The sequence below is a fragment of the Janthinobacterium sp. GW456P genome, from assembly GCF_002127655.1.
Taxonomy (GTDB): Bacteria; Pseudomonadota; Gammaproteobacteria; order Burkholderiales; family Burkholderiaceae_D; genus Janthinobacterium.
Genome location: NZ_NEHB01000003.1, coordinates 61,863 through 88,638, shown reverse-complemented (window position 1 = coordinate 88,638; position 26,776 = coordinate 61,863). Strand labels below are relative to the sequence as shown.

The 26,776-nt window shown below is 62.2% G+C and carries 30 protein-coding genes; 19 read left to right on the top strand and 11 right to left on the bottom strand.

All coding sequences use genetic code 11. The annotated features are described in order from the left end of the window. Positions 1 to 52: 52 nt before the first annotated feature. Positions 53 to 1,585 (top strand): methyl-accepting chemotaxis protein, encoded by a 1,533-nt coding sequence (locus tag CBW66_RS04425; RefSeq protein WP_086136971.1) that lies wholly within the window; start codon positions 53 to 55, stop codon positions 1,583 to 1,585. Here the strand turns inward: CBW66_RS04425 and CBW66_RS04420 are convergent. Continuing rightward, positions 1,582 to 2,673: a hypothetical protein gene (locus tag CBW66_RS04420; RefSeq protein WP_139841557.1), complete on the bottom strand. Its 1,092-nt coding sequence runs from the start codon at positions 2,671 to 2,673 to the stop codon at positions 1,582 to 1,584. The genes CBW66_RS04425 and CBW66_RS04420 overlap by 4 nt on opposite strands. 12 nt (positions 2,674 to 2,685) lie before the next feature. Next, positions 2,686 to 3,117 carry a Cd(II)/Pb(II)-responsive transcriptional regulator gene (gene cadR, locus CBW66_RS04415; RefSeq protein ID WP_086136775.1) on the bottom strand — a complete coding sequence of 144 codons (432 nt, stop codon included), beginning with the start codon at positions 3,115 to 3,117 and terminating at the stop codon, positions 2,686 to 2,688. A 99-nt stretch (positions 3,118 to 3,216) separates the two neighbouring features. On the opposite strand from cadR, the gene CBW66_RS04410 reads away from it, so the two are divergent. The 3 genes from CBW66_RS04410 to CBW66_RS04400 all read left to right on the top strand — a co-directional run bounded on the left by CBW66_RS04410 (position 3,217) and on the right by CBW66_RS04400 (position 8,123). Beyond that, positions 3,217 to 5,496: a heavy metal translocating P-type ATPase gene (locus tag CBW66_RS04410; protein ID WP_086136774.1), complete on the top strand. Its 2,280-nt coding sequence runs from the start codon at positions 3,217 to 3,219 to the stop codon at positions 5,494 to 5,496. An 85-nt stretch (positions 5,497 to 5,581) separates the two neighbouring features. Next, the gene (locus CBW66_RS04405) at positions 5,582 to 7,045 is read left to right on the top strand and encodes an alpha/beta fold hydrolase (RefSeq protein WP_086153610.1); all 1,464 of its coding nucleotides are present in this window, start codon (positions 5,582 to 5,584) and stop codon (positions 7,043 to 7,045) included. Continuing rightward, positions 7,035 to 8,123: an alpha/beta fold hydrolase gene (locus tag CBW66_RS04400; protein ID WP_205701092.1), complete on the top strand. Its 1,089-nt coding sequence runs from the start codon at positions 7,035 to 7,037 to the stop codon at positions 8,121 to 8,123. The genes CBW66_RS04405 and CBW66_RS04400 overlap by 11 nt, the downstream gene beginning before the upstream one ends. Positions 8,124 to 8,126: 3 nt before the next feature. On the opposite strand, the gene CBW66_RS04395 is transcribed toward CBW66_RS04400, so the two are convergent. Together CBW66_RS04395 and CBW66_RS04390 are read right to left on the bottom strand one after the other, a co-directional pair. Further along, positions 8,127 to 9,605: an MFS transporter gene (locus tag CBW66_RS04395; protein ID WP_276206262.1), complete on the bottom strand. Its 1,479-nt coding sequence runs from the start codon at positions 9,603 to 9,605 to the stop codon at positions 8,127 to 8,129. A gap of 125 nt (positions 9,606 to 9,730) precedes the next feature. Beyond that, entirely contained in the window at positions 9,731 to 10,315 is a 585-nt protein-coding gene (locus CBW66_RS04390; protein ID WP_170932818.1) for a GNAT family N-acetyltransferase, read from the bottom strand. A gap of 98 nt (positions 10,316 to 10,413) precedes the next feature. Between CBW66_RS04390 and CBW66_RS04385 the strand changes: the two genes are divergently transcribed. From CBW66_RS04385 to CBW66_RS28355, 3 genes are all read left to right on the top strand, one after another. Next, complete coding sequence (locus CBW66_RS04385; protein WP_086136769.1) at positions 10,414 to 11,295, top strand: LysR family transcriptional regulator; 882 nt, start codon at positions 10,414 to 10,416, stop codon at positions 11,293 to 11,295. A 108-nt stretch (positions 11,296 to 11,403) separates the two neighbouring features. After that, on the top strand, positions 11,404 to 11,676 hold the full coding sequence (locus CBW66_RS04380) for a hypothetical protein (RefSeq protein ID WP_086136768.1): 273 nt from the start codon (positions 11,404 to 11,406) through the stop codon (positions 11,674 to 11,676). A gap of 68 nt (positions 11,677 to 11,744) precedes the next feature. Then, a complete protein-coding gene (locus CBW66_RS28355) occupies positions 11,745 to 12,116 on the top strand; it encodes a hypothetical protein (protein WP_139841556.1) in 372 nt (123 codons plus the stop codon). Between the two features lie 119 nt (positions 12,117 to 12,235). Here the strand turns inward: CBW66_RS28355 and CBW66_RS28895 are convergent, their stop codons facing one another. Then, complete coding sequence (locus CBW66_RS28895; RefSeq protein ID WP_170932816.1) at positions 12,236 to 12,391, bottom strand: hypothetical protein; 156 nt, start codon at positions 12,389 to 12,391, stop codon at positions 12,236 to 12,238. Between the two features lie 239 nt (positions 12,392 to 12,630). Here CBW66_RS28895 and CBW66_RS04365 point away from each other — a divergent pair, with 239 nt between their 5' ends. From CBW66_RS04365 to CBW66_RS04355, 3 genes are all read left to right on the top strand, one after another. Beyond that, positions 12,631 to 13,035, top strand: a complete 405-nt coding sequence (locus CBW66_RS04365; RefSeq protein WP_086136766.1) for an NTF2 fold immunity protein — start codon at positions 12,631 to 12,633, stop codon at positions 13,033 to 13,035. A gap of 105 nt (positions 13,036 to 13,140) precedes the next feature. Next, the gene (locus CBW66_RS04360) at positions 13,141 to 13,758 is read left to right on the top strand and encodes a hypothetical protein (protein WP_086136765.1); all 618 of its coding nucleotides are present in this window, start codon (positions 13,141 to 13,143) and stop codon (positions 13,756 to 13,758) included. After that, the gene (locus tag CBW66_RS04355) at positions 13,751 to 14,263 is read left to right on the top strand and encodes a hypothetical protein (protein WP_253251333.1); all 513 of its coding nucleotides are present in this window, start codon (positions 13,751 to 13,753) and stop codon (positions 14,261 to 14,263) included. Before CBW66_RS04360 ends, CBW66_RS04355 begins: the two co-directional genes overlap by 8 nt. On the opposite strand, the gene CBW66_RS04350 is transcribed toward CBW66_RS04355, so the two are convergent. Together CBW66_RS04350 and CBW66_RS04345 are read right to left on the bottom strand one after the other, a co-directional pair. Continuing rightward, positions 14,219 to 15,274 carry an FAD-binding oxidoreductase gene (locus CBW66_RS04350; protein WP_086136764.1) on the bottom strand — a complete coding sequence of 352 codons (1,056 nt, stop codon included), beginning with the start codon at positions 15,272 to 15,274 and terminating at the stop codon, positions 14,219 to 14,221. The two genes, CBW66_RS04355 and CBW66_RS04350, sit on opposite strands and share 45 nt — an antisense overlap. A 22-nt stretch (positions 15,275 to 15,296) precedes the next feature. Continuing rightward, positions 15,297 to 15,839, bottom strand: a complete 543-nt coding sequence (locus CBW66_RS04345) for a GNAT family N-acetyltransferase (RefSeq protein ID WP_086136763.1) — start codon at positions 15,837 to 15,839, stop codon at positions 15,297 to 15,299. Between the two features lie 91 nt (positions 15,840 to 15,930). Between CBW66_RS04345 and CBW66_RS04340 the strand changes: the two genes are divergently transcribed. The 6 genes from CBW66_RS04340 (at position 15,931) to CBW66_RS04315 (ending at position 20,033) form a co-directional block, all read left to right on the top strand. Next, entirely contained in the window at positions 15,931 to 17,115 is a 1,185-nt protein-coding gene (locus CBW66_RS04340) for a citrate synthase (RefSeq protein WP_230514291.1), read from the top strand. Positions 17,116 to 17,160: 45 nt separating this feature from the next. Beyond that, a complete protein-coding gene (locus CBW66_RS04335) occupies positions 17,161 to 17,652 on the top strand; it encodes a MarR family winged helix-turn-helix transcriptional regulator (RefSeq protein ID WP_086136762.1) in 492 nt (163 codons plus the stop codon). Between the two features lie 33 nt (positions 17,653 to 17,685). Continuing rightward, complete coding sequence (locus CBW66_RS04330) at positions 17,686 to 18,138, top strand: PaaI family thioesterase (RefSeq protein ID WP_086136761.1); 453 nt, start codon at positions 17,686 to 17,688, stop codon at positions 18,136 to 18,138. A 135-nt stretch (positions 18,139 to 18,273) separates the two neighbouring features. After that, complete coding sequence (locus CBW66_RS28345; RefSeq protein WP_139841555.1) at positions 18,274 to 18,441, top strand: alpha/beta fold hydrolase; 168 nt, start codon at positions 18,274 to 18,276, stop codon at positions 18,439 to 18,441. 390 nt (positions 18,442 to 18,831) lie between these two features. Further along, a complete protein-coding gene (locus tag CBW66_RS04320) occupies positions 18,832 to 19,140 on the top strand; it encodes a hypothetical protein (RefSeq protein ID WP_086136760.1) in 309 nt (102 codons plus the stop codon). Between the two features lie 407 nt (positions 19,141 to 19,547). After that, complete coding sequence (locus CBW66_RS04315) at positions 19,548 to 20,033, top strand: hypothetical protein (RefSeq protein ID WP_230492141.1); 486 nt, start codon at positions 19,548 to 19,550, stop codon at positions 20,031 to 20,033. A 184-nt stretch (positions 20,034 to 20,217) separates the two neighbouring features. Here CBW66_RS04315 and CBW66_RS04310 read toward each other — a convergent pair whose 3' ends face one another. Beyond that, positions 20,218 to 21,237, bottom strand: coding sequence for a tyrosine-type recombinase/integrase (locus tag CBW66_RS04310; RefSeq protein WP_086136759.1), 1,020 nt, complete (start codon positions 21,235 to 21,237; stop codon positions 20,218 to 20,220). A gap of 221 nt (positions 21,238 to 21,458) precedes the next feature. On the opposite strand from CBW66_RS04310, the gene CBW66_RS04305 reads away from it, so the two are divergent. Beyond that, positions 21,459 to 22,475 (top strand): DNA-binding protein, encoded by a 1,017-nt coding sequence (locus tag CBW66_RS04305; protein ID WP_170932815.1) that lies wholly within the window; start codon positions 21,459 to 21,461, stop codon positions 22,473 to 22,475. 67 nt (positions 22,476 to 22,542) lie between these two features. Here the strand turns inward: CBW66_RS04305 and CBW66_RS04300 are convergent, their stop codons facing one another. The 3 genes from CBW66_RS04300 to CBW66_RS04290 are packed head-to-tail and all read right to left on the bottom strand — an operon-like array spanning position 22,543 to position 24,163. After that, complete coding sequence (locus CBW66_RS04300) at positions 22,543 to 23,094, bottom strand: hypothetical protein (protein ID WP_086136757.1); 552 nt, start codon at positions 23,092 to 23,094, stop codon at positions 22,543 to 22,545. After that, positions 23,091 to 23,525 carry a DUF1801 domain-containing protein gene (locus CBW66_RS04295; protein ID WP_086136756.1) on the bottom strand — a complete coding sequence of 145 codons (435 nt, stop codon included), beginning with the start codon at positions 23,523 to 23,525 and terminating at the stop codon, positions 23,091 to 23,093. The genes CBW66_RS04300 and CBW66_RS04295 overlap by 4 nt, the downstream gene beginning before the upstream one ends. Before the next feature lie 29 nt (positions 23,526 to 23,554). Continuing rightward, positions 23,555 to 24,163, bottom strand: coding sequence for a hypothetical protein (locus CBW66_RS04290; RefSeq protein ID WP_086136755.1), 609 nt, complete (start codon positions 24,161 to 24,163; stop codon positions 23,555 to 23,557). Positions 24,164 to 24,354: 191 nt separating this feature from the next. On the opposite strand from CBW66_RS04290, the gene CBW66_RS04285 reads away from it, so the two are divergent. Together CBW66_RS04285 and CBW66_RS04280 are read left to right on the top strand one after the other, a co-directional pair. Then, complete coding sequence (locus tag CBW66_RS04285) at positions 24,355 to 25,317, top strand: DUF535 family protein (protein ID WP_139841554.1); 963 nt, start codon at positions 24,355 to 24,357, stop codon at positions 25,315 to 25,317. 103 nt (positions 25,318 to 25,420) lie between these two features. Beyond that, complete coding sequence (locus CBW66_RS04280) at positions 25,421 to 26,773, top strand: serine hydrolase (protein WP_170932814.1); 1,353 nt, start codon at positions 25,421 to 25,423, stop codon at positions 26,771 to 26,773. The last annotated feature ends 3 nt before the right edge of the window (positions 26,774 to 26,776 follow it).

The window sequence follows — 26,776 nt, the reverse complement described above, 5'->3', positions numbered from 1 at the left end:
TGGCACACCGATCTCTCAACGATATGGGCCTCATGTGAAAATCGCACAGAAGATGTTGATCGTCCCGGTGGTCGCGCTGGCTTGCCTGCTGGCCATGGGGGCCTTGTCCTATTTCGCCATGCAGCAAAACGAAAGCCGCATGCGCGGCCTGAAAGACGTCACCTTGACGGCAGAGCGGCTTGCCAACCAGCAAGCCATTGCCCTGGGGCAGGTGCATGCCGACGTGTATGCGAAGATCGCCATCGCCGCCAGCCTGTCGGACGAACAATTCAAACAGTTCGGCGCGCAGACGGATCGCCAGCTCAATGCCATCGCGCAAGGATTGAAGGAACTCAAGCAATTCTCGGGCGCCGCCACGGAAGCGGGCCAGGCGCTGCCGGGTGTCGAACGCTACCGTGCCAGTGTGGCGCAGGCGCTGGACCTGGCTTCGATGGACCCGAATACGGGCGTGGCGGCGATGCAAAATGCCGCCGGGCACTACCAGCAAGTGAGCGGGCAACTGCGCCAGGTGCTGCTCAACCTCGACCACCGCACGGTCGATGCGCTGCAAGAGACAAAAAATGCGGGCCAGCGCGCCGGCTGGCTGTCGCTGGGCACCATGGCTGTCGGCTTTGCCCTGCTGGCCCTGATCGCCACCTGGGTGGCGCGCTCCGTCGTGCGCCCCATCGACGAAGCGTGCCGCGCCGCTGAAAGCCTGGCGGCCGGCGACCTGACCACGCGCATCGACGCCCGGAACGACGATGAGGTCGGCAAGTTGTCGCGGGCGCTGGCTACCGTCTTGAAAAACTGGAACACTTTATTGGGCGAGATACGCCAGGCGGGCTCCACCATCACGGTGGAAGCGAGCGAAATCGCCCTCGGCAATGCGGACCTGTCGGCGCGTACGGAGTCGCAAGCCCATTCCTTGCAGGAAACGGCAACGTCCATGCATACCTTGACCGATACCGTGCGAGAAAACGCCAGTCATGCGCACCAGGCCAACCAGATGGTGCTGTCGACCTCGAACGTGGCGCTGGAAGGCGGCCGCGTCGTGGGCCAGGTGGTCGAGACGATGGGCTCGATCAAGGCCAGTTCCGGGCGCATCGTCGACATCATCGCCGTCATCGACGGCATTGCCTTCCAGACCAATATCCTTGCCTTGAACGCGGCCGTGGAAGCGGCGCGCGCGGGCGAACAGGGGCGCGGCTTTGCCGTCGTCGCCACCGAAGTGCGGGGCCTGGCGCAGCGCTCGGCCACGGCGGCGCGCGAAATCAAGCAGCTGATCGAGGATTCCGTTGCCAGAATAGAAATGGGCAGCGAGCTGGCCGACAGCGCCGGGCGCACCATGGGCGATATCGTCGCCTCCGTCCAGCAAGTGACGGAAATCATGAACGACATCACGGCGGCCAGCCAACGCCAGAGCAAGGGCATCGAAGAAATCAACAATGCCATCACGGAAATGGACGAATTGACCCAGCGCAATGCCGCCCTCGTCGAGCAATCAGCCGCCGCCGCGCAAAGCATGCAAGACCAGGCGCACGACTTGCTGCGCGTGGTCGACGCCTTCCGCCTGGGCGACGGCGGCCCGCCGTTGCTGCCGCGCTAGCGCCTGTGCGGCATGGCGGCGCGGGCACAGGCTTGCATGGCCTTGCCCATTTCGACCAGCGCCGGGTCCGTTTCCCGCTGCACGACATTGCCCATGCGGTATTGCTGATGGTAGTCGCCGCGCATGGCGGCATACAGGAAAACCTGATCCTGCCTGCGCCAGGCGGCTTGGTAGTCACTGCCGGGAGTGAGGGGGAGATTGGCGCTGAAGAAACTGTACAGGCCGCCGACCTCTTGCATGTGCAGCCATTCCATCAATTGCACGATGCGGTACTGTTCCAGCAGGCTCAGTTCGCTGACATTGGCGCCGGCCAGCGCGTAATACAGTTCCAGGTGCGCCATCCAGTTGCCGTTTTTTCCTGCCTCCACCAGCCCATCCCAGGCGGGGCCGGCACGCGCCTTGCGCACCTCGCCCGGCGATCCCATCCAGGCCTCGACGGCCGCCTGGTCCGGCACGGGGCCATAATGGGCGGGTGCGCGGCAGACGAACCGGCGCGCATCGGCCCCGCCTTCCTTGACCTCGTCGGCGATGTGCCGCGTGATCTTGTCGCCGATGCCCAGCAGGCGCTTGCCATAGTCTTCCAGGGTCCAGCTCGACGGCAGGCGCCCCAGCCAGGCCAGTGCATCGTCGTTGGCCCTTGCCGCCACCGCATAGGCGGCGATTTTGGCCCGCATTTTTTCGTCTTTCTGCCGCTCCGCCAGCTTGAGCGCCTCTTGCTCTTCGTCATAGCGGCTCGTGGTCTTGGCCAGCTTGACGCAATCCAGGAAAGCCTCGGGCGCGCTCTGCCAGCACTGCGCCGGTACTTTCAGCTGCCAGCGCATGCTGAGCGTTTTCAGCACATAGTTTTCTTCGCCCTGCTCCCCTTTGACATAGGCGCGGCCGTCCGCCTTGGTCACGCCCTTTGTCAGCTGCTTGCCGCCGGCCGTGCTCCAGGTATAGGGATCATCGTCTTGCGGCACGCCCGGCACGGCATACAGGGTCAGGTAGTGGCCGGCGGCGGCAGGCGCATCGGCCGCATGGCTCAGGGGCGACAGCAGGGACAGCAGGGACAAGGTGAATAAAGTTCTTGCAGGTAACAGTTTCAGCATGCAGCAATCGTATCAATGAAGTTCGGTATGGCAGGCGCAATCGTGGCCGCTGGCCGCCTCGGACAGGTTTTGCAGGATGGCGCAGTCTTGCGACGGCTGCGGCCGGTCGCACTGGTGGCGCAGGGTCACCAGTTGCTGCTGCAGGGTTTGCAAATTCGCCATTTGCTCGGCGATGCGCAGGATATGGTGGTCGAGCAGTTCGTTGACGCTCTGGCAGCCTTCGGCCGGGTTGTTCTTAAACTCCAGCAAGGCGCGGATATCGGTCAAGCCGATCTGCAAGGAGCGGCAATGGCGGATGAATTGCAGCCGTTCCTGGTGTTCTTCGCGGTATTCGCGGTAGCCGGCGCTGTTGCGGCCCGGTTCCTGCAGCAAGCCCGCCTTTTCATAGTAACGCACGGTTTCCACGTCACAATCTGTCCGTTTGGCCAGTTCTCCGATACGCATGGCATCCCCTTTTCATTCTTTCGTGCAAATTCCGCTTGACCCTGTAGCGGCTACAGGGTTTCTAATGGAAGCATACACGAAACCGGAAGGACGAATGCGATGCCGCACGATAGCCACGATCATACCCACGAGCACAAGCACGACCACAAGCATGAGCATGCACCCAAGCCGGCCAGCTGCTGTTCCAGCCAGCATGCGTGCTCGTCCACGCCAGCAACCTCGTCCGGTCCTGCTCTGCCCAGCGCGCCCATCGCCGGTGCGAGCACGGCCAAATACCGTATCGCCAACATGGATTGCCCCACGGAAGAACGGCTGATCCGTAACAAGCTGGCCACCATGGCGGGCGTCGTGGGCCTCGATTTCAATCTGATGAACCGCGTGCTCGACGTGCACCATACCCTGGCCTCGCTGGCCACGGTGGAAGCGGCCCTGCACGGCATCGGCATGCAGGCGATTCCCTTGGAAGCGGACGCGGCCGTCGCACGCGACCCGGACGAAGGCAGCCTGTCCGGCCTGCAAAAAGGCTTGCTGGTCGTTTCCGGCCTGGCCGCTGCCGGCGCCGAGGCGCTGGCGTGGACCACGCACGCAGACAGTTCGCCCCTCGTCATCGCCCTGGCCCTGCTGTCGATCGCCACGGGCGGCTGGCCGACCCTGAAAAAGGGCTGGATTGCCCTGAAAACCTTCACCCTGAACATCAATTTCCTGATGAGCCTAGCGGTCTTCGGCGCCATCGCCATCGGCCAGTGGCCGGAAGCGGCCATGGTCATCTTCCTGTTCGCGATTGCCGAACTGATCGAAGGCTTGTCGCTGAACCGCGCGCGCAACGCCGTGCACAGCCTGATGCAGCTGGCGCCGGATACGGCGACCGTTGCCGACGCCAGCGGCGCCTGGCGCCAGGTCAGCGTGGCCACGGTGGCCATCGGCACCTTGATGCGCGTGAAACCGGGCGAGCGCATCGCCCTCGATGGCGTGGTGGCGGGCGGCGAGTCGTCCGTCAACCAGGCGCCGATTACCGGTGAAAGCATGCCGGTGGACAAGGCCGTGGGCGATGTCGTGTATGCGGGCACCATCAATGAACGGGGCTTGCTGGACGTTACCGTGACGGCCAACAGCGGCAACAGCACCCTGGCGAAAATCGTCAAGGTGATCGAGGAAACGCAAGGAAAACAGGCGCCCACGCAGCGCTTTGTCGACAACTTCGCCCGCTACTACACGCCGGCCGTCGTGGTGTTCGCCATCCTCGTGGCCGTGCTGCCGCCTTTGCTGCTGGGCCAGCCCTTCATGGCCTGGGTGTATAAGGCGCTGGTGATGCTGGTGATCGCCTGCCCTTGCGCGCTCGTCATTTCCACGCCGGTGACCGTCGTCAGCGGCCTGACGGCGGCCGCGCGGCGCGGCATTTTAGTGAAAGGCGGACAATTCCTGGAGACGGGCTACCGCATCAAGGCCATCGCCGTCGACAAGACGGGTACCTTGACCATGGGCAAACCGGCAGTGACGGACGTGGTGGCCATGGAAGGCAGCAGCCGCGACGCCATCCTGCTGCTGGCCGCCAGCCTGGACGCCAATTCCGCCCACCCGCTTGCCGCCGCCATCGTCAAGGCCGGTCCACCCGCCGGCAGCCACTTGCCCGTCACCCAGTTTGCCGCCCTGCATGGACGCGGCGTGCAAGGCAATATCGATGGCCAGACCTATTATCTGGGCAATGCGCGCCTGATGACGGAATTGAAGCTCTTGACGCCGGCACTGCAAGCGATCCTGGCGCGGCTGGAACAGCAAGCCTACACGGCCATGGTGCTGGCTACCTCAGCCGGCGCGCTGGGCGTGATCGCCGTGGCCGACGTGCTGCGCCCGACGGCGGCATCCGCCATCGCCCGCCTGAACGCGCTGGGCGTCGCCACCGTGATGTTGACGGGAGATAATTTACTGACGGCACAGCGCATCGGCAACGAGGTGGGCGTCAGCCTGGTCAAGGCGGAATTGCTGCCGGAAAACAAGCTCGATGAAATCAAGGCCTTGCAGCAGCAGTTCGGCGTGGTGGCCATGCTGGGCGACGGCGTCAACGACGCCCCGGCCCTGGCGCAGGCCGACATCGGCTTTGCCATGGGTGCGGCCGGCAGCGACACGGCCATCGAAACGGCGGACGTGGCCCTGATGGACGATGAACTGGGCAAATTGCCTGAATTCATCAGCCTGAGCCAGCGCACGCGCCGCATCCTCGTGCAAAACATCAGCTTTGCCATCGGCATCAAGGCCGTGTTCTTCGGCCTGGCGCTGGCAGGCATGGCGACCCTGTGGATGGCCGTGTTCGCGGACGTGGGCGCCAGCCTGCTGGTGGTGGCCAACGGCTTGCGCCTGTTGCGCAATAACCAACAAGCGTAGTCCCACAGAGAAATATTTCCATCTGGACAATTGCTGTAAAAAACGCTACTTTGGCGGCTGCTCTCCACCACCGCCAAAGTAGCCGATGACCTTATTMCCCCGCCTGTCCCTGCTGGCCACCGTGCTTGCTCCCCTCCTTATGGCTGGCACCTGCCTGCATGCCGAACCGATGTTTTTCACGCCCTGCTCCGATACGGCCGCCCCCGGCAGCCTGTGCTCGGGCTTGAACGTGCCCGGCAGCTACGATGCCCAGGGTCGCGCCGTCGGCGACGCGGACGCCATGCACGTCTTCGTGCGCAAGTTTGCCGCCGACGTGCCAGCCGGCAAGCCCGCCAAGGGCACGCTGTGGCTGGTGGCGGGCGGCCCCGGCGAATCGGGCGCCTCGTTCTACAGCCTGCTGCCCACCTTGCGCCGCAGCTTTCCCGGCTTTGAATTCCTGATCCCCGACCATCGCGGCACGGGCCATTCGTCGCGCCTGTGCAAGGTGGAAGAGTCCGAACAGAGTCCCGGTGGCCGCGCCTTGGCTGGCGCCGAATGGGCCAGCTGCTTCAAGGGCATCAATCTGATGCCCGAATATGCGGCGCAGTTTTCCATCACCACGGCCGCGCGCGACTTGCAAGCCTTGATTGAGGGCGAACGAAGCAAGAGCAAGCGCAAGCAGCCGCCCGTGTATGTATATAGTGTGTCGTACGGCACGCAGCTGGTCTTGCGCACCTTGCAACTGGGGCCGCTGCCCGTCCAGGGCGTGATTTTCGATTCCTTGGTGCCGCCACAAACGGATGCGCGCTGGGATTTGAGCCAGCGCTCGCGCGTGGTCAACCAGGTCGGCCTGCAGGTGCTGGCCCGCTGCGACGCGGATGCGGCTTGCCATGCGGCATTGGGCGAACCGGCGGCCACTGTATACCGCCGCGTGCTGGACAAGGCGCAAGGGGACCCTGCCCTGCTGGCGAAGATCCCCGGCAAGAACCTGAAAAACTTCCTCGGCGGCATGCTCGACGTGCCGGCCGCCCGCGCCCGCATCCCCTACCTGCTGCACGACCTGGACCGGGGCGGCGAGACGGAACTGGCTGCCGTGCGCGCCACGTTGACGGATGCGGCGGCCAGCCTGGGCAGCTATCCCCAGTCGCCGCTGTCGATTCCGCTGGTCAGCATCATCAGCAATTCGGAAAATAATCTGCAGCCCTCCTTGCGCCCCAACTGGACGGCATTTGATCTCGACCGCGAAGAGGCGGACTTGCTGTTGACCAGTCCCCTGCCCCGCATCCTGCTGGGCGGCGGCTTGCCGACCTACCCGCGCGACGCCTATTTCGGCGCCTTGCCGGCGAAAGTGCCGCCCACCCTTGTGCTGCAGGGCACTCTCGACCCGAAGACGCCGTACGCGGGCGCGCAGGCGCAAGTGCAGGCATTACGGCAGAGCAAGGCGGGCAAGGTGGGCCTTTCTACTGTGCAGAATGCCCCGCATTTCATCCTGTGGACGGCGCCCGCCTGTTTCGAGCAGGCCACCAGCCGCTTTATTGCGGGCAAGGCGCCGCAGGATTGTGCGCTGTAACGCCAGCAACTGTATAGACGAGGACGATATCCGCACCACAGGCCTGGCATTGCTGCTGTTAACTTGTTGCGGCGTGGCGCAGGCGGCGCCCGCCTCGCCGTCCATCTGCGCCTCGCCCGCACAGCCCGTCCGCGAACAGGGCTACGTGCCCATCAACGGCATCGAACAATGGATCACCGTCACGGGCACCGCCTGCGGCAATCCCGTGATCCTGTTCATCCATGGCGGTCCAGGCAACGCGCTGAGTCCCTACGCGGACGCCATCTACGCCGGCTGGGAACGCCACTACACCCTGGTGCAATGGGACCAGCGCGGCGCCGGCATGACGTATGCAAAACAGCGCCCGACGGAAGATATCCCGTTGACGGTGCAACAGATGCGCGACGACGGCATCGCCGTGGCGGCCTATCTGCGGCAGCACCTGGGCAAGGACAAGGTCATTTTGATGGGCAGTTCCTGGGGATCTATCCTGGGTGTGCACATGGCCAAGGCGCGCCCCGACCTGTTCCACGCATATATCGGCACGGCGCAGGTGGTCAATGCGCGCGACAACGAGGCCGGCATGTACCGGCAAGTGCTTGCGCTGGCGCAAGCGGCGAACGATGCGTCCACGCTGGACAAGCTGACGGCGCTGGGTGCGCCGCCATGGACCGATCCGCGTAACTTCGGCATCCTGCGCCGCTTCGACCGCAAATATGAAGCGCTGGCCACCGATGCGCCGCCAAACCAATGGTGGCGGCCGGCGCCGTTCTACGCCACGCCGCAAGCGCTGGCCGATGCCGAGGCGGCCGATGATTACTCGTACATCCAGTTCATCGGCCTGCGCGGCGACGGCATGTTTGCCAAGGTCGACCTGCCCGCGCTGGGCACGCGTTTCGACTTGCCCATCTTCTTCATCATGGGCGAAGCGGACTTGCTGACCTCGCCCGCCATCGCGCGCACGTATTTCGACAGCATCACGGCGCCCGTCAAAAGTTTTACCCTCGTGAAACGGGCCGGGCACGACCCCAACCAGGCCGTGCTGGATGCCCAATGGACGGTCTTGCGCGACCAGGTGGCGCCGCTGCCGCAGCGCTGATCATCAAGCCGCGCGGCGGGCCCGCAGGTGCAGGTGGCGGATGGTGGCGGCAGCGGCCATCAGGATGGCGGAAGCCGTGGCCAGCACGACAATAAATGCCTTGTCGAAAGCCGAACGGGCCAGTTCCGACACTTGCAGGCCCAGTTCGGCCGGCAATTGTTCGGCTGCCAGCAGCGCCGCGTCCAGCGTGTCGTGGGCGTTCGGCAACAGGCCCGCGCTTTCCGGAATGACCAGGGTGGCGCTGTAGACGGCCGACAAGATGGTGCCCAGCACGGTGACGCCGATGACGGCACCCAGCTCGTACGACACTTCCTCGATTGAGGCGGCCATGCCGGCTTGCTGCGGAGCCACGTTGAGCATCACGGCGCTCGATGCGGCCGTCATGACGGCGCCCAGGCCCAGGCCCAGAATCACCAGGCTGGCCACTTGCGCCGAGACGGCGGCGTCATGCAGCACCAAGTACGCTGCCATGCCGATACCGGACAGCAGCAGCGAACCCCACAATACCTTGGCCTTGTCGGCGCGCGGCAGCATGAAACCCGTCAACGGGCCGGCAAACACGGACGCCAGCGGCAGCGGCAGCAGCAGCAAGCCCGCTTCCAGCGGCGACAGCTCGCGCACCAGCTGCATGTGCTGGCTCAGCGCCAGTTCCATGCCGATCAGGGCGGCGGACGCCACCATGGCGGCGGCCACGGCGCTGGAAAACGGCAGTTCGCGGAACAGGGAGAAGTCGATCAGCGGCCTGGCTTGCCGTTTCTGGCGGCGCACGAATTTGAGCATGAAGAAGGCGCCCACGGCAAACGAGGCGGCGGCCAGCGCGTACGAGGGCTGCGACTTGCCCAGCTCCTTGATCGCATACACGCCGCCCAGCAGACCCATCATGATTTGCAGCGAGCCCTTCAAGTCCCACGGCTTGTCGCGGTTGCCGGCCCGCTTCGGCAGGACGACGGCGGCCAGGACCAAGGTCAGCAGGACGATGGGCACGTTGATCAGGAAGACGGAACCCCACCAGTAGTGTTCCATCAGGAAACCACCGAGCACGGGGCCGAAGGCGGCGCCGCCGGAGGCAATCGCCGCCCACACGCCGATGGCGAACGAGCGCTCGCGGTTGTCCGTAAAGGTCAGGCGGATGATGGACAAGGTGGCGGGCATCATCAGCGCGGCGCCGACGGCCAGCAGCACGCGGGCAAAGATCAGCCATTCTGCGGCCGGCGAAAACGCGGCGCACAGCGAGGCGATGCCGAACACGGCCAGGCCGGCAAGGAAAACGGGTTTGTGGCTCAAGCGGTCACCGAGGGTGCCGAGGCCGGGCAACAGACCGGAGACGACCAGCGCGTAGACGTTGATGATCCACAGTTTTTGCGAGGAAGTGGCCTGCAAGTCGCGCGTCAGCGCGGGCAAGGCGGTGTAGAGCACGGTCATGTCGACCACGATCAGGAACAGGGCGCTGGAGACGATGGCCAGCGTCAGCCATTTTTTCATTGGATGCATAAACAACTCATGGGTTTTAGTGTAACTTTTAACAACTGTCGGTGTGGATAAAACGGGTGCTGCGCAAATATTTGCGTTCCAGGCTGCCACGCGCCTGGCTTTGTCGGCGGCGGGCGTCAGCCACGCTTGCCATCCTTGTCGTCCACCGCGGCACTCGCTGTGGCTGCGTCGAGTTCGCGCAGCATGACGACGGACACTTGCTTGAAGCCGCGGCCCTGGAAAAAGGTCTGCGCTTTCAGGTTGTGCGCGCCGCATTCGAGGAACAAGCGGGCGATGCCGTGGCTGCGCAGCTCGTCGGCCACCCACTCCACCAGTTGGCTGCCGATGCCGCTGCCGCGCACGGAAGGCAGCAAGACCAGGTCATCGAGCGCGGCGAACGATTTCGAGGCGCGCTGGCGCGTGTCGATGGACACGAGGGCCATGCCGACGATGGCCTCGCCCGACGTGGCAACGGCCAGCAGGGTCGAATCGCCATGCGCCCAGTCGTGCGACAGGGCGGCGCGGATTTCGCCGCGTATGACTTCAGGCAAGTCCGCGCGCCAGTTGCCCGGCGCGTCGGCACGCTCGCCCTGCAGCTCCGAATGGGAGATATAGTCGGCGCTGACGTTGTCGAGGTAGAGCTGGCACAGCGCGTCTTCGGCGGTGGCGTCGTGACACCAGCTGAAGCTGATGGCGGCGGTGTTCTCTTGGGCGTTTCTCATGGCGGATCTCATGTTGTTGAATGGGTAAATGGCATTTTATGTCGCCCCTGAATGGCATTCAAGTTAAAATCCATCTGTAAAACAGATAGGACGATGCCATGCAATGGACTTTGGAACAAATGCGTTACTTCGAGGCGGCTGTCGCGGCCGGTTCATTCTCGGGCGCGGCACGCCGGCTGGGCCGCGCGCAATCGGTGGTCAGCACCTCGATCGGTCTGCTGGAAGCGGAATTGGGCGTGGAACTGTTCGACCGCTCACGCCGCAGCGCCGTGCTGACGGAGGCGGGCAAGGTGATGCATCTGGAAGCGTGCGAACTGCTGCGCCAGGCCGAGCGCTTGCAGCTGCGCGCCCAGCTGCTGAGCGAGGCGCCCGAAGCCCAGCTGACCCTGGCGCTGGACGAAGCCCTGCCCTACCTGGCCATCGGCACTCTGGTCAAGGAATTGGCGGCGCGCTACCCGGCGCTGGAACTGGTGATGCTCAACGCCACGGCGTCCGAGGTGGAGCAATACGTGGAGCAGCAGCAAGCCGACGTGGCTTTTCACTTCGACCGCGGCCCGATTGCTCCCGTGCTGGAACAGCAGCACATCGGCAGCGTGGCGCAAGGCGTGTTCGTGGCCAAAGGCCACGCCATGGCGCACGGCCAGGAAGTGAGCCGCAACGAGTTGACCCGCTACCGCCAGCTGATCATGGATTCCGAACTGAACCGCGAACACGCGTTCAGCCCCGCCGTCTGGTTTTCCGACAGTTTTTACAGCATCGCGGAAATGGTGGCCGACGGGCTGGGCTGGGCGATTTTACCGCTGAACATCGCCAATTACGACAATTACAAGGGCTATCTGCAGGAAGTCCCCTGCCCTGCGCTGGCTTTATCCAGGCTGCCGGTGCGGCGCTTGTCGATCCATGGGAAGAAGCTGAGCGAGACGAGCTTGTGGCTGACGACCAGGCTGGCGGAATTGCTGGCGGATGGGCCGCGGGGGTGAGGTCATGTAGTTATTACAGAACATAGGAAGCGCAAGCACCCGATAGACTTGCGTCCACATCGCCAATCGCCCCAAAACAGCAAAGATGTTATTTTCGTGGCCACTTGCATGTTGATAAAGTCAAAAGATGGCCAGCGCGTTATATCTGCTGCAACCTGGATCCGCGGTGTCAACACGCTGCTGCCGCGCACTGATGTAGTGGCCATGGTGGAGCTTGACGATACCGGCGGCGAAAGCACCACCAAGATGCTGACATGGAATGATGCATTGGCCATCTGCGCTAAGCTGATGCAGGAAGTCGATTGCTCGCCAGTGCGCTGCCGGGTACAGGCATTCGCTGCGGCGCAGCATCGTAAGTCGGTGCCAGCCTTTGAATTATAATATTTTATTCAAGCCACTGACATTATAAAAAATTATTTAAAATTAAATTCCCAGCGGAGCGCGAAACAATGAAAATAGACTGCGACCATGCAAGAAAAGTTGAAATAGCCGTGGAATTTCCCATCTCAATATTGTGCAAATATAATGGGCCTGGTAATTTGGATGTGACGCTGGACGATAATATAACATACCTGATTAATGAGGCATTGAGAAAAGCCGGAGTATATGTAAAAAACAAAACGATGAAAACATATTGCTCCAAGGAGAATGAGGAAATCTTGAGTTATCAACTGACACTGATCGTTCAGCCGCCAGGAGTTAACTTGCACTGCATTGTGAATGACCTGACTCAGGAAAATTTCCATCAAGGATTATGCATTAAAATGCAATCTCAGCATCATGGTTTTAGAATAGTCTATGCGGAATCCGCAGTCGGGTGAGGTTGAGCTGAGCATTGAGGTATTTCCCAGGCCTGAATTCAAGAATTACTTTTCGATAGAGTGCAACTTTGCAGTCGCAGTCATCGCAAGCCCGATTCAGCCGAGAATTCTGCTGTGAATCAGAGGGAAGTCACGCCTGCAGGAAGTCCCCTGGCCTTGTCGCGCCGGCCCGTGCGGCGGCTATCGATACATGGAAACAAACCCAGCGAGACGAGTTTGTGGCTAACGATCAGGCCGGCCGAGTTGTTGCCGGATGGGCCGCAGGGTGAGTGCATGCAAGTCCATGCAGACATGTTGATGTTTTTAATGTTCAATAGTAGCCAGTCCCTGGGGGGGCTGATCCGGTACGACAAGGAACCGGAGTTAAATGCCGAGGTATGGCACAATCCGGAATGGGCTAAACTTGAATGACTGAAAACAACTACATGAAATGGCGAACGCTGGCATCTTTGTTGATACTGGCCGTATTTTCCAGTCAAGGGAAATGATGAGTATTTACATGATGAGTATTTAAATGGTTAATATTGAAAATCCGTTGAAGAATTTCATTCTGGTCATGAATGCCTGGGAGCTTCATTACTGCCGCGAGGTACGAGAGAAAGGACTGATTTCTCTCAAAGAAAAAATGAAACAGGATCTTGATGCCATTTTTGATTGTTTTTGCACTAAAAAGGAAAGAAAACAGGGCCGCCAGATATCATTGCTCTGCAGTGATCCACCTGAATACTCGCCCGCCGAAATATTCTTAAATTCAGTGATATCAGGAAGCAAGGCTGTCATTTCTATGCAGCAGATTTCTGGATTCAAGAATAGATACAGGTATACATTTAGTCTTAAAAATCAGCAATGGCTTATTGATAAAAAAGAATGGCTTGATGAAGAGGACGGCATGGAACGTTGGCGCCCCGCCTGTTTATAGGGGCGCGCGATCAAGCTTGCGTCAATGCGAGCCATGCCGCGGCTCCCGCTTGCGGGAGTCACCGGTAACCATAACGAGCGCGGTATTGTCCGCACCAGGAAAAGAATGAGTATTAACACCAAACTGAAAAAACTCGAAGATAAGGCCATGTCCAAAGGCGAGTATGCGGTCGCCGCAGCTGCAGCCCATCTGTTGCAAGATATTGGCTGCATGGACAAGCAGATTAACCTGGTCGGGGCGCTGCACGAAGTCGGCTACCTGCAAAATTCGTTTTCTCCATACTGGAAGGAATTCAGGGCCGATGAATCGGCATGGATAGAACGCTGTTTGGCCAGGCTTGTCACTGCTGATCATGACTATTGGGCGCTTGCCTCGCTTCTGGGCTGCAATGGTCCAACGACCATCAGCATCGCCATTGGCCTGGGTTTCAAATCCGCTGCCACAAGGCTTTACGAACGTTTTGACAAACCCAAGGTCCATGTCGATACTTTATATATAACAGCCAATGGAGAAGTGCTGCATCCCGTATTGGAAGTCGGCTATGACATCAAAGACATGAAAACAGTCGACGTGGGAAGAGCACGGGCACTGAGTCTGAAGAATAAACAATGGCAGCCAGGCGATCGTTTGGGGGACGGCGGACTTTCACTTTCCATGCAGGCCAAACTTCCGCATGGCGCATGGCGCTCGGTATGGACGGCTTTTAGAACATGGGATGCATGACGGCATGATGAATTGCAAGACAGTCAATGCATGGCTGGCAATGGCGCACGACGATGAGGTGCTCGTCGATCCCGACGACATCAACCACGAAGCCAGGAGCAATATGTGGAGCTTCTCGCCCACGGACGCGGAGACGCCGCTGATCCATGCGGCCGATATCGTCGAGTTTATCGGCCAGGTGATCGCGGCGCGCCGCAGCGCGCTCAAGGGCGAGGATATGCTGTTCTATTGTTGGCACGATGCGCAATGCCGCCAGTTGCGCTTCAGCCTGGTGTCGCGTTCGCATGGGCGATTGCCGTTTCGCTGCGCGTTGCGCGAAACGCAGGATTTATCTCTGATCGCCGAGCGCGTGGTGAACGGGGACTGGCGCAACGACGATTATATGCAGGCCTCGTCGGACGACGACGATGAGCAGGCGCCGTTCGTTCTGCCCGTCTTCGTGGCCTCAGTGCCGCACGACTCAGGCCGCCAGGAAACGCGCGGGCCGGCAAGCCTGCAAGGCTGACGCTGGCTCGCCAGTGACGATTTCCCCGCTGGCCAGCTGCCCCACGATGGCGGCCAGCACGACGCCCGGATGCATGGCGCACACGTACACGCCGCTCACCTGCGGCAGAGAGCCGATGACGGGCACGCCGTCGACGGGCATGGGGCGCAGGCCGATGCCTGCGAATGCCGGTGCGATGGCCTCCGCCCCCTCCAGTTCTTTCCGGATCGCGCTGGCCGTGCGCTGCGCCATGGCGGCCGGCTGGTTTTCCGGCGCGTCGTCCAGGTAATCTTCGGCGGCCAGCATGGTTCCATCCTCGGCTTGCCGCACTTCCATCGCATGACTGGAAATGATGCCGCGCACGAGGCCCGACGGCGCCTGGTAACGGAGGAAGATGGCGGGCGAGGCGTGGATCGGCAGGCTTGCTCCCAGCTTTTCCGCCAGGCCGGCGGTGCCCGTACCTGCTGCCAGCACGACCATATCGGCCTCGATGAGGCCCGCGGCCGTTTCCACGCCCGTCACCCGCGCGTCCCGGACGGTAAAACCCAGGACTGGCGTGTGCGTGCGGACCGTCGCACCGAGCGCCTCGGCTGCCGCCAGCAAGGCGTGTGTCGCGGCAACGGCGTCGAGGGCGCCCTGCTCTGGCTCGTGCACTGCCTGTTGCGGTGGCTGCCGCAGCTGCGGCTCAAGCTCGGCGATGCGGTCGCGCTCAATCAATAGGGAACCGGGCGACACCCGCCCGTCCTGCGTGCCATACGACAAGGCGCCATGCCAGCGGACTGTCAAGCCAGGCACCTGCGTTTCCAGCTGGCGCCAGGCAGTAATGGCATCAGCGCGCAGGACCGCGATGGGGTCTGGTCCGGCGCAGGACGTATTAATCCAGGCAAACGAGGTGCCCGTCACGCCGGACGCGATGCCGCCCGCCTCGACCACGGTAACTTGTGCACCCTTGCTGGCCAGGTGGTAGGCGAGCGAGGCGCCGACGATGCCGGCGCCGATGACGACGATGCGCCGGGGTTGTTCATGATTCATCTCTATCAACCTTGCTTGTTTATCACTGGGCAGAGTCTACCTCAGCCGCCCGCAGTTCCAGCGCATAGGCATGGCCATCGACGAGGTTGCCTGCCACGATGGCAATATCGGGCACGGCCATTCCCTGCACGAAACCGCAGCGTTCCAGCACGCGGACCGAGGCCGCATTGCCGTCGATGGCGTAGGCGCACAGGCGTTGGAGCCGCCATTCGTCTTGCGCCAGGGCGATCAGGTGCCGCAGCGCGGCCGTGGCCAGGCCCTTGCCCGCTTGTTGTTCTGCGATGCGGTAGCCGACTTCGGCCGTTTGCGTCTGCCCGTCGATATCCTTGAGGTTGGCACGCCCGATCAAGGCTCCGTCTTCGTCCACGATGACGCAGGGGTGCATGCGGCCCTGCCGGTGCTCGTCCAGGAATTGCGCGACGTGCGCCCGGATACCGTCGAGGCTGTAAAAATCGTCGGGCCGCCCGTCGATATGACGCTCGAACCAGGCCCGGTTAGCTTGCTCGAAGGCCAGCAATGGCGCGGCGTCGTCGGGGCGCAGCGTGCGAATGGTATGTGTGCTCATGGAGACTCCTGGAAAGGCATGAGTCTAGTGACGCGCCGCCCGGCCCGTCAATATTGATTCCATCAATCAATATAAAGCGGCAGCCGCTACAATGGCCGCCATGAACAACGACCTGTCCGCTACCGAGGCTGCGCGCCTTTTGAACGTCAGCCTGCCTACCCTGTATTCCTATGTGAGCCGGGGCTTGCTGGCTTCCGTCAGCAACGGAGATTCGCGCCGCAAGCGCTATCCGCAGGAAGACGTGCTGCGCCTGGCGGCCCGCAAGAACGATGCCAGGCATGGCGGCCAGACGGCCGTGGCCGCCATGCACTGGGGCTTGCCCGTGCTGGAGACGCGGATTTCCCACATTTTCGATGGCCGGCTGCTGTACCGGGGCTGCGATGCGACGGCGCTGGCCGAGTCCGCAACCTTGGAGACGGCCGCTGGTCTGCTGTGGGACGACAACGCGATAGACTATTTCCAGCAAGATGCTCCTGTCCTGCCGCAGGAACTGGCCGGCGCGCCAGATGCGCCGCCGCTGGCGCGCGCCATGCTCGCCATGGCCATGCTGGCATCCATGCCCGCGCTGGCGGACATATTGAAATCCGGCCCGGCCCTGATGCGCATCCTGGCTGCCGCCCTGCTGCAGACGGCGCCGTCCGCCTTGCCCCTGCACCTGCAACTGGCCCAGGTGTGGCATGCCGATGCGCAGCAAACTGAACTACTGCGCGCGGCGCTGGTATTGCTGGCCGACCATGAATTGAATGCCTCGACCTTTGCCGTGCGCTGCGTCGCATCGACGGGCGCCAGCCTGGCCGCCGCGCTGATGGCCGGGCTGGCGGCCTTGTCCGGCGACAAGCACGGCGGCGGCAGTGCGGCGGCCAGGCGCATGTTGATGCAGGCGCTGGCCGCGCCGGACGCTAGTGCCGCCATCGGCGCCTATTACAAGACCACCACGCCGGAATTTGCCGGCTTTGGCCACCCTCTGTATCCAGATGGCGACCCGCGCGCCGCGTATCTGCTGGGAAGCTTGACGACAATGGCGCACGAGAAACCGGAGCTGGCCGCCATCCTGGCTGTTTGCGCAGCGGCGGGCGAGCTGCTCGATACCAGGCCGAACGCCGACCTGGCGCTGGCCGCGATGGAGCTGGCGTTCGGCTGGCCGGAGGGTTCGGGATGGAGCGTGTTTATGCTGGCCCGTTCGGCCGGCTGGATCGCGCATGCCGCCGAGCAGGCGGCCAGCGCGGCCCTGATACGCCCCCGCGCCCGCTACATCGGACGGCACCAGCGCGACTAGCAAACTCCGCTTGATTTATTACGCATACGTAGTAGTATACTTCGCATGCGTACCAATACAGTCCCCACTCCAGACCTTCCCGATGCCGCGGCCTGCCCGCTGGGCGAACGTTCGCCGCGCCTGTTCAACCTGCTCAACCTGGCGCGCCAGAACCTGTTCCGCTCGGCCGACGCCGTCTTCACCAGCGAACTGGGGTTTTCCGGCACGCAAGTCGTCGCCCTGTTTGCCTTAAAAGGCGAGGAAGGCTGCCAATTGAAGGATCTGGGACGGGCGCTGCAGCTGAAAAACTCGGCCGTCACGGGCCTGGTGGCGCGCATGGAAGAAAACGGCCTGATCGTGCGGGGCCAGTCGGCGCTCGATGCGCGCGCCGGCACCCTGCACTTGTCCTCCAGGGGCGGCGAGGTGCTAGCGGCCGCCCTGCCCCTGCTCGACAGCCTGAACGAACAACTGAAGCAAGGATTCAGCGAAGAAGAACTGGCCATCGTCGCCCGCTTCCTGCTGCACGCCTCGCGCCTGCGTTTTACGCAGGACGTCTGACCCATCCCCACATCACCACCACAGGAGTTACCCATGCACCCGAAAGACATGACCGGCTTGCAACTGATGCAAGCTTTCGCGCAAGGCCTGTTCCCCCGGCCCGGCATTTCCAAAACCATGCCCATGGATGCGCAAACCGTGGAGCATGGCCGCGTCATCTTCACGGCGACGGCGAATGAAACGCACACCAATCCCATGGGCGGCGTGCACGGCGGTTTCGCCGCCACCGTGCTCGACACGGTCACGGGCTGCGCCACGCACACGGTCTTGCCGGCCGGCGAAAGCTATGGCACGACGGACCTGAACATCAAGATGTGCCGTCCCCTGCCCTTCAACGTGACAGTGTTTGCGGAAGGCAAGGTCATCAATGCAGGCCGCAACCTGGTCATTTCCGAAGGCACGATCCGCGACGAAGCCGGTAAAGTCTACGCGCACGCGACCGCCACCTGCATGATCATCCGCCCCCGGGAGCAAGCCGCCGCATGATATGGCCCGGCAGCATTGCGGAAGCGGGCGGCCAGCCCGTCTTGCTTGCCAAACGAGCAACAGCGGCATACACTGCCCTATTCTGGCTGTCGTGGCGTGAGTCCGTATGCGACACCGGGCCAGCCGCAAAGCCCCATGAATAAGGTCACCGAAGATGAAAACGAACAGATACATCGGGAGATAGCCTCGCTGTCTTCCAGGGGCAAGCAGCGGATCATCCTGGGCGCCTCGCACGTGATCCAGGCTGACCAGCCCGATGCCGTGGTGCAGGTTGTATTGGATGTGCTTGCGCAGATCAAGTAGCTTACACGCGGACATCACTTGTCCTTGAATGCGGAATGTCTCCTTTAATACGGAACTTCGCAACGACGGTAACCGGTCGGAAGCGGACGAATGACGTTAACCTTCATTACTCAATTTAAGTATGCCAAGTTACGTAAAAAGACATTGGGACGAGACTAGAGGTGACAGGCACGATGCATGGGGGACGTCTTGGTGGTACTTTGAAGTCGATGGTGCAGGCTGGGTTACCCGACAAATTGAACAGTACGATTCTGGTCCGCTGCTTTGCTATGGTGCCGCGCATGAGAGCGACGAATTTGGCGGGATATCAGAAAAGCCTCTCGATCTATCGGAGCCAGAGTATAGTGCGATTTCCCATCAAGAGTTCGAATCAATTTGGAGAGCTGCGTAATGCTTCCGTTCTCGGCCAAAAGCAGACCTGATTTGATACTTTTGCAACGCCTACTCAAAGGGAACGGGGGCAAAATGAATTATCAGAAAGTCGGCAAATTCATCTACGGAGCATACAGAAATGGCGCACTACCGATGGATATTGAAAATTGGATGGCCGACGATTTAGGGGTAGCTCGCATTCAAGCTGGCGATGATGTCGCAGCCGCTAACCTAATGAGTGCTTTTTTTTCTAAGTACGACGGGAGTGAAAAGCTTCAAGCAAACTACGAGCGTTTCGTAGAAGCATTAAACAGCCGAAACGCATAACGCGTCTTGGCATGTTCCTCAGAACGTCGTCTGCCAGCGGCAGATTTCGGCCTATTATGTTGAAGAAGTCGAGCAGCAACAATTTGGGGAGGTCTCAGAACTCCAAGCAGTCGGTGATCGTTCAACAGTGGCGGTTCTGACCAGTCTAGGCTGGCTAGATTTCTATCTAGATGTCAACGCACCCGCGTTTTTCAACACAATAGCTGCGGATTCAATCGGTGGTCGCAACTTAAGAAGCAGCTATCGTAGGTTATAGCTAAAGCAGGTGCCGATGCAGGGGGATTTGCGAACGCGTGCAGATCCGCTTTGGGGCGGAAGTTGCGATGGACTGCAACCGACCCGAAGCGGCCGCTTTTGAAGTTTTATTCATTTGATACTTTGATTGATAGCGGTAAAGACTCGATAAAATGCAAAATTTAGAGCGAGACGGATATTGGATAATCCAATGGTCGGAAGATTGGGACCCCTCCTTGGCGGACATCCTTCACAGCGTGCCCGAACTAGTCTGCGGAAAACGGATAGCGATTACCTCGTGCGACAGTGGCCCATATGTACCAACCTCGGAAGAACTAAACACAGGTTGGTTTTTCGATGGAGTCACGGCGATTAGTACAGAAATTACACAGCCTGCAGAGTTGCCCATGCCAGGCTTTGATGAATGGTATATCTTCGATTTAGTTCCCCGGAACTTCCCGACGCGCAATTACGTGAATCGTTTTGGTTTTTCGGTCTTGGATGAGTCCGCTGCAACCACGTCTTTTTGGGAGCAAATCAAGAAAACGCAGCCATTGCATGCCCTTGGCGCCAGCACGCCCAACATGTTTTTCTTGACGCGTGACCGCGAGACTTTTGAGCGCGTGCTCCAGGCAGTACCCACTGATGGTTTACGTTGAACATACATAGCGACTTGAAACGCTTCGTCCGCTTAGGGGCGAAAGCGGAAGTAAAAACCATGGTGCGGGCATTCGGCTGGCCGTGCTGTTCGCAGTTAGATTGATGCCATATGTACTGTTGGACGTATCCTTGCATGACTATGCCGCAGTCTTGACGGTCCACTGCTAGCTTTACCAAGCGCCCTCACCCCGCCGCCTTCCTCTTCCCCTTCAACAAACTCCCCGCCGCATTTTCCTCGAAGCGGCCCGCCTCTTCTATATAGCCATGCACGGTGCCGTCGTGGCGCCAGCCGCCCTGGCGCTTGATGGCCTGGAAATCGGCGCCGGCGCGGTGGGCACTGGTGGCCATGCCGCGGCGCAGGCTGTGGCTCGATAGTTCCGGCACGTAGTCGAGCCCGGCCAGCCGGGCGCAGCCTTCCAAGATCGTGTTGATGCTGCTCGCGTGCAAGCCCTTTGCTCCCACATGGCCCCACTGGTTGACGGTGCGCAAGAGCGGGCCACTGGCGATGCCCGCCACGCCCAGCCACGCGCGCAGGGCTGTGGCCGGGCAGCAGACGCCGTCGCCGAACGGGATCGCCTTGACGATGCCCTCCCCCAGTTGATCCGTTTTCGAGCGGGGCAATGTGATCACCAGGCCTTGCGGCTCCCAGCGGATGTCTTCCAGCCTCAATCCCACCAGTTCGCTGCGGCGGAAGCCGCCAAAAAAGCCCAGTTGCAGCAAGGCGCTGTCGCGCAAGGCCTTGTTGGTGCCCAGCGCGGCCAGCCTGGCGACGATCAGTTCCAGGTCTTCCAGGGGCAGCGCCCTCGCCTTCTTTTTCGGCTTGCCGTGCAGGCGCGCGATGCCGGCCAGGGTCTTGCGCACGGTGGGCGTGGATGCCGGGTCGGCAAAGCCCTGGTACACATGCCATTGCGACAGGGCCGTCAGGCGCAGGGCCAGGGTGCGCGCGTTCAGGCTGTCCGCATACGCCATCAGGTAGCGGATGACGGTGGACTCGTCGGCAGGCAGCGCCCCGCCCCAGGACTGGAAGTGGCGGATGGCGGAGCGGTAGGTGCGGCGCGTGTTATCGGACGTGGCGGCAGCGAGAAACGCCTGGTGGCGCGCGGCCAGCTCGGCATCGACCAGGGCGCCGTGTAACGGCACAGGAGCCAGGGCGACGCTTTTTGGCACGGCGATACGGCGTTTCGGGACGGGCAAATCGGGCATGGCGGCAGCAAAATCGCGATTGTGTACTGGGAGAGTCACAGCATAGCATGCAAAACACCCCTATAACACGCGATAAGCGATCTTATCGCAGCTTATATTTTTTAAGAATCATCAAAATTTATATCGTAATATTATTCAGTATTACGTATCATGTAATACGTTACTAAATTTCGCTCATAGGTGATTTCATGGCCCGCACCGGCATTCTGTACTCTGATGTTATGAAAGCAGCTCAAATCGTCGCTGCCGATGGGCGCAATCCCACGGTCGACAACGTGCGCGAGGCGCTGGGCAGCACGGGCAGCAAGAGCACCATCGCGCCCCTGCTCAAGCGCTGGAAGGAAGAGTTCCAGGGCGCGGGCGCCGTGAAAACGGAGTCAGGCTTGCCGGCCGAACTGATGGAAGCGATGCGCGGTGTCTATGAAAAGCAGCAGCGCGACGTGGCGCAGCAGCTGGAAACGGGCATGCGGCAACACTGCGCGGAACGCGATGCGGCCCTGGAAACACTGAAGAAGACGGAAAGCGAACGTTTGAAATTGACGGAGGCGCGCGCCAGCCTCACCCAGGAATTGCGCGCCACCCAGCACGCGCTGGCGCAATTGAAGGAAGAACACCATTTTCGCGCCGTCACCCTGGCCACCCTGCACAGCGACAACGCAGGCCTGACGCAGCGCCTGGCCGACCGGGGCGAGGAAATCGCCGCCCTGAACCGCCAGCTGGCGCAGGTGCGCTCGCAATTCGACCATTACCAGGAAGCGGCCGCCGCCCAGCGCAGCGAGGAGCGTGCCCAGGCGCAGCAACGGATCAGCCGTCTGGAGCAGGACAATGCGCAGCTGCAGCAGCGCCTGCAAGGCCAGCAAGCGACCCTGGTGCAGCAAGACATGCGCCTGGCGCAGCTGCAGGCGGAACACGCGCGCCTGGCAGATGAAGCGGCCGCCGACCGCGAGGCGCTGGCCACCGTGCGTCCAGAGCGCGACCAGTTCGAATTTCAATACTTGCAGGCGGCCGCATCGGCAGACGCCCTGCTGGCCAAACTGGACACGGCCTTGCTGGCGCTGAACGATGCCAAGGTGGCGCTGGCCGCGCAGGACAGGCAGCTCGATATGCTGGCGGAAAATACCCAGGCGGCGCAGCAGCGCGCCGAAACGCTGGCGCAGGAACGCGACGCCTTGCTGCGCGACAACGCCGGCATGGCCGCGCGCCTGGCACTGCAAAACAAGGGCAAACGCGATATTTGAACACGTCTACAGGTGCGGGATCTATGTGATGGTCCCGGACGGGCCGGGGCCGCGTCCGAAGCTATGCTCATAGGCGGCGGTTCAGCACGCTGTCGATATCGTGGGTTTTCAGCTCGACCTGGACCGCGCCGGCCTGCAGCCAGTAGCCGTCGCCGCCCCGCTCCAGCGCATCCAGGTCGAGCGCGCCCAGTGCTGGCGGGATGGTGCCGGCGAGCAGAGCCGCCACATCGCCCCACGCCACATACAACAGCTTCAGATACCAGCCGTCGTCGTGGGCAAAGGCGAGAAAGCGGCTGCGCAAGGCGGCAAGCGGCGTGAGCGCGCCACGGTGGTCAAGCATCGTGGCCACGTCCACATCGCCGGGGGCTGGCGGCGCGCCATGCCAATCGGCCCAGGCGTGGCTGCCCCAGGCATGGATATCTTCATGCGCCAGCGCTGGCAGTTGCTGCCGCGCCAGAGTCTGGTAGCCGGCCGGTTTCCTGGCCGTCCCGGCGCTGCCCCCGCGCAGCACGATGCCGTCCGCATCCAGGAGTGCGGGAATCGCATCCTTGAATTCGATGCCGGAGGCGACCAGCATGCGCGCGGCCGGGTCGTGCCAGATGTACAGATAATGTCTCAAGTCGTCGTCCGTTTTGGTTTTGGCGCCGTATTTACGGCCACGGCGGCGCGTATCAACGCCTTGAACGCCGCGGCATCGAGATGCTCGCCTTCGTGGATATCGATGGCCCGGCGTGTGTTGCCGTCCAGGCTGGCATTGAACAGGCGGGCCGGATCGGGCAAGGCGGCGCCCTTGGCAAAGGTCAGCTTGACAGCCATCTGATAGGTTTCGCCTGTGCAAATCATGCCGGCATGCGACCAGACGGGCACGCCGCGCCATTTGACTTCTTCGACCACGTCCGGGTCCGCCTGGTGGATCAGTGCGCGCACCGTGGCCAGGGTTTTGCCGCGCCAATCCGCCAGCGAGGCGATTTTCGCGTCAATCTGGCGGGCGGGCGATTCGGTGCTTGCCGCTTCCTCGGCGGGCGGCACGCTTGCAGCGGCTTTTTTCATGGTTCACGGCTCCTTCCGGTGCGCTTGCCTTACTGCCCAGGATCGGCCAGGCAGCTGACAAGCGAAGCAATCAATTGTGTACGCAGCGCCTGGTACTGCGCATCCGTGGCAAAGTCGCGCGGGTCGGCCGGCTGGTTCAGCACGTAGGCCGTGGCGACCGTGCCGCTGGCGGCGTGCAGCAGCGTGTACAGGCTAAGGATGCCTTGCGCCTGCGCGATGCTGGCGTGATTCAATCCTAGCACTTCCACGCCCTGGCGCGCGTCCGTTTCCAGCGGCACCTGATGCGGCGGCTTGCTGCTGGCCGACATCTCCTGCATTTGCGCCAGGATGGTCTCGCGGTCGGCGGCAAACTGGCCTTCGGCGCTGCGCTCGATCTTCAGATTCGCGAGGGGCAAGCTGCTCTTGCGGAACAGCATCAGCCGGTAGCCATCGGCCGTCGAGACCCGGCGCTCCCCCGCCGCCGTCTTGACGACACGCGTGGTCGCGCTGGCCGGCAAGCGGTCCTGCGTTTTGAACTGGAACTCGCTGCGGTTGATGCATTGCGCCAGCGGCGCCAAAGGATCGGCCCTGCGGTCCTGGGCGTGTGTGGCCTGCGCGGCCAGCAGCATGGGAATGGCAAGCAGGAGGCGGAGTTTCATGGGGCGTAATCATTTCATCGGGTTACAGTGCCGCGAGCATAACCGGCCACATTGCCAAAAGGCAAATGTTTAGTTTTCATCCTCTACATGCCCGTGGGAATAGCTTCTTAATATGAAATTCACCTGGCCCGCGTAGCATTCAAATTGGCAAGGCTCTCATTGTGCAGCGCCTGCCATTTTTCGGCAGAACCATGAATGACATCGCTTTGACCTTGCACCACGGCGCCGCCGTGCCGCCCGCCGTGCCACGATATTCCGCCAGCGGGCACCGCCTGAAAGCGGCGCTGGGCGCCCTCTTCTTTCCCCGCCAGCGCACGCGCTGGCAAGCCTTCCTGGGCAGCATGCCGGGATTGAACTCGCTGGCGCAGCTGCATCCCTGTCTGCGCTTCAAGATTTACCGCCCTTACGCCTCGCGCCAGCTCCGTTGCGCGGATCGCCTGGCCTTGCTGGAAGGACATTACCGCTTCCTGTGGCAAGCGGGCGCGCGATTACTGGTCGAGCGGGCCGCGCGCCAGCCTGTGGTGCTGGCCGCGTTCGACGGCAAGGACGGGGCGCAGTACCGTCTGCAGCTGACGGCCATCCACGACAGCTACCGCGAAGGCGAACTGTGCCTGCGCCTGACGCGCGACGGCCTGCCCCTGTACCTGGCCAGCTTTCTGTTCGTGCCGCGCGCCGATGGCGTCTCGCTGCAGCTGGGCGCGCTGCAAGGCTTGCGCTCGGAGGCGGGCAAGCTGGCCGTCAAGGACGCCACGCGGGCGCTGCACGGTTGCCGTCCGAAAAACCTGATGGTGACCGTCTTGCGCGATTTTGGCGATTTTTTCGCCTGCACCAACCTGTTCTTGATCAGCAACGACAACCGCATCGCCCTGAATGCGCGCCGGCGGCGCCATATCGCCGCCGACTACGACCAGGCGTGGCAGGAACTGCATGCCTTGCGCATGCGCGACGGTAATTATCACTTGCCCTGCATGGCCTACCGGATGCCCGATCTGGCCCAGGTGCCATCGAAAAAGCGCGCCGATGCGCGCCGGCGCGGTGAATTGCTGCAAGGCATGTCCTACGATATGCGCGCGCAGCTGGCAGGCATGCTGATGGCGCCGATGGCTGAACAGGGGGCAAGCGCAGGCCTTGCCATATCGGCAAAAGTGACATAAAACTCAGGCAGCCTTCATGTGCGCGCCGTATCCTTGGCCAGGCATGCCAGTCACCCGAACCAGGGGCCGGCGTGCATCTGGCCCACCCTGGACAAGGTTTCCCATGACACCCACATTCGCCCTCCTCCCCCTTTGCCTGCTCGGCACCGCCGCGCTGGCCGCCCCCGTGCTGGACGATGCCGTGCGCCAGCGCGCGGAAGAACTCACGCGCACGGGCCTGCATTCGAGCATCGTCATCGCCGTGATCGACGGCAAGGACAGCGCCGTCTACGGCTTCGGCAGTGCGCATGCCGGCAAGAACGCCAAGCCGGGCGCCGATACCGTCTACCAGATCGGTTCCGTCACCAAGACCATGACGGCCTTGCTGCTGGCCGACGCCGTCGTCGAAGGGAAGGTCAAGCTCGACGGGCCGGTGGCGGCATTATTGCCCGGCTATGCGGTGCCGGCCTTCGACGGCAAGACGATCAGCCTGCTCGACCTGGCCACGCACTATTCCTCGCTGCCGCGCCTGCCCGACAATTTCGTCCCCAAGGACCCGGCCAATCCGTATGCGGATTACACGGAAGCGAAACAGCGGCAGTTTCTCGCCGCCTACCATCTGCCCCGCGAGCCGGGCACGAGCTTTGACTACTCGAACATCGGTTATGCCGTGCTGGGCACGGCCCTGTCCACGCAGGCGGGCGTCAGCTATGAAGCGCTGCTGCAACAGCGCATCGCCGTGCCGCTGGGCATGCGCTCGACCTCGAACCATCCCTCGCACGGCATGCTGGCGCGCCTGGCGCCCGGCCATGTGCTGTCGGGCGAGCCCACGCCAGCGTGGGATTTGAACGTGGTAGCGCCGGCCGGCGGCGTGTATTCGAGCGCGCGCGACATGATTTCCTATCTGCAAGCGTACATGTTCAAGCCGCTGCGTCCCTTTGCGCTGGCGATAAAACCGCAGCGTCCGGTGGCAGCGAAAAGCGATACCTCCATCGGCCTGGCCTGGCTGCTGGAGCAGCAACAGGGACGCAGCTACGCCTGGCACAGCGGCCAGACGGGCGGCTACGCCAGCTACGCGGCGTTCACCACGGACGGCAAGCGGGGCGTGGTGGTGCTGACGAATACGGCGCGCGACGTCGATGCGCTGGGCTTGTCCACCCTGCTGCCCGGCACGCCCTTGCCGCCGCTGAAAAAGCCGCAGACCGCCATCGTGCTGCCACGCGCGGCACTGGCCGACTACGTGGGCGAGTACCCATTGGACAAGGATTTCACCTTGACGGTGAGCCTGGGCAAAAACGGCCTGGAAGCGGCCGGCACGGGCCTCGGCTCGGCGCCCTTGTTCGCCAGCGCCAGGGACGCGTTCTTCTTCCGCGCCATCGAGGCGGAACTGGCGTTTACGCGCGATGCGGCGGGCAAGATCGCCGGCGCCGTGCTGAAACAAGGCGGACAGGCCATCGTCTTGCCGCGCAAGCAGTAAAAC

Coding starts and splice junctions, on each gene's coding strand:
- CBW66_RS04310 (WP_086136759.1), bottom strand. CDS start 21,237: ATGCCCGATTTGCCCGTCCCGAAACGCCGTATCGCCGTGCCAAAAAGC.
- CBW66_RS04385 (WP_086136769.1), top strand. CDS start 10,414: ATGCAATGGACTTTGGAACAAATGCGTTACTTCGAGGCGGCTGTCGCG.
- CBW66_RS04365 (WP_086136766.1), top strand. CDS start 12,631: ATGGTTAATATTGAAAATCCGTTGAAGAATTTCATTCTGGTCATGAAT.
- CBW66_RS28355 (WP_139841556.1), top strand. CDS start 11,745: ATGAAAATAGACTGCGACCATGCAAGAAAAGTTGAAATAGCCGTGGAA.
- CBW66_RS04380 (WP_086136768.1), top strand. CDS start 11,404: ATGTTGATAAAGTCAAAAGATGGCCAGCGCGTTATATCTGCTGCAACC.
- CBW66_RS04315 (WP_230492141.1), top strand. CDS start 19,548: ATGCAAAATTTAGAGCGAGACGGATATTGGATAATCCAATGGTCGGAA.
- CBW66_RS04410 (WP_086136774.1), top strand. CDS start 3,217: ATGCCGCACGATAGCCACGATCATACCCACGAGCACAAGCACGACCAC.
- CBW66_RS04360 (WP_086136765.1), top strand. CDS start 13,141: ATGAGTATTAACACCAAACTGAAAAAACTCGAAGATAAGGCCATGTCC.
- CBW66_RS04355 (WP_253251333.1), top strand. CDS start 13,751: ATGCATGACGGCATGATGAATTGCAAGACAGTCAATGCATGGCTGGCA.
- cadR (WP_086136775.1), bottom strand. CDS start 3,117: ATGCGTATCGGAGAACTGGCCAAACGGACAGATTGTGACGTGGAAACC.
- CBW66_RS04395 (WP_276206262.1), bottom strand. CDS start 9,605: ATGAAAAAATGGCTGACGCTGGCCATCGTCTCCAGCGCCCTGTTCCTG.
- CBW66_RS04305 (WP_170932815.1), top strand. CDS start 21,459: ATGAAAGCAGCTCAAATCGTCGCTGCCGATGGGCGCAATCCCACGGTC.
- CBW66_RS04280 (WP_170932814.1), top strand. CDS start 25,421: ATGACACCCACATTCGCCCTCCTCCCCCTTTGCCTGCTCGGCACCGCC.
- CBW66_RS28345 (WP_139841555.1), top strand. CDS start 18,274: ATGAATAAGGTCACCGAAGATGAAAACGAACAGATACATCGGGAGATA.
- CBW66_RS28895 (WP_170932816.1), bottom strand. CDS start 12,391: ATGCACTCACCCTGCGGCCCATCCGGCAACAACTCGGCCGGCCTGATC.
- CBW66_RS04425 (WP_086136971.1), top strand. CDS start 53: ATGTTGATCGTCCCGGTGGTCGCGCTGGCTTGCCTGCTGGCCATGGGG.
- CBW66_RS04420 (WP_139841557.1), bottom strand. CDS start 2,673: ATGCTGAAACTGTTACCTGCAAGAACTTTATTCACCTTGTCCCTGCTG.
- CBW66_RS04285 (WP_139841554.1), top strand. CDS start 24,355: ATGAATGACATCGCTTTGACCTTGCACCACGGCGCCGCCGTGCCGCCC.
- CBW66_RS04350 (WP_086136764.1), bottom strand. CDS start 15,274: ATGAATCATGAACAACCCCGGCGCATCGTCGTCATCGGCGCCGGCATC.
- CBW66_RS04390 (WP_170932818.1), bottom strand. CDS start 10,315: ATGAGAAACGCCCAAGAGAACACCGCCGCCATCAGCTTCAGCTGGTGT.
- CBW66_RS04330 (WP_086136761.1), top strand. CDS start 17,686: ATGCACCCGAAAGACATGACCGGCTTGCAACTGATGCAAGCTTTCGCG.
- CBW66_RS04290 (WP_086136755.1), bottom strand. CDS start 24,163: ATGAAACTCCGCCTCCTGCTTGCCATTCCCATGCTGCTGGCCGCGCAG.
- CBW66_RS04340 (WP_230514291.1), top strand. CDS start 15,931: ATGGCCGCCATGAACAACGACCTGTCCGCTACCGAGGCTGCGCGCCTT.
- CBW66_RS04320 (WP_086136760.1), top strand. CDS start 18,832: ATGCTTCCGTTCTCGGCCAAAAGCAGACCTGATTTGATACTTTTGCAA.
- CBW66_RS04295 (WP_086136756.1), bottom strand. CDS start 23,525: ATGAAAAAAGCCGCTGCAAGCGTGCCGCCCGCCGAGGAAGCGGCAAGC.
- CBW66_RS04335 (WP_086136762.1), top strand. CDS start 17,161: ATGCGTACCAATACAGTCCCCACTCCAGACCTTCCCGATGCCGCGGCC.
- CBW66_RS04345 (WP_086136763.1), bottom strand. CDS start 15,839: ATGAGCACACATACCATTCGCACGCTGCGCCCCGACGACGCCGCGCCA.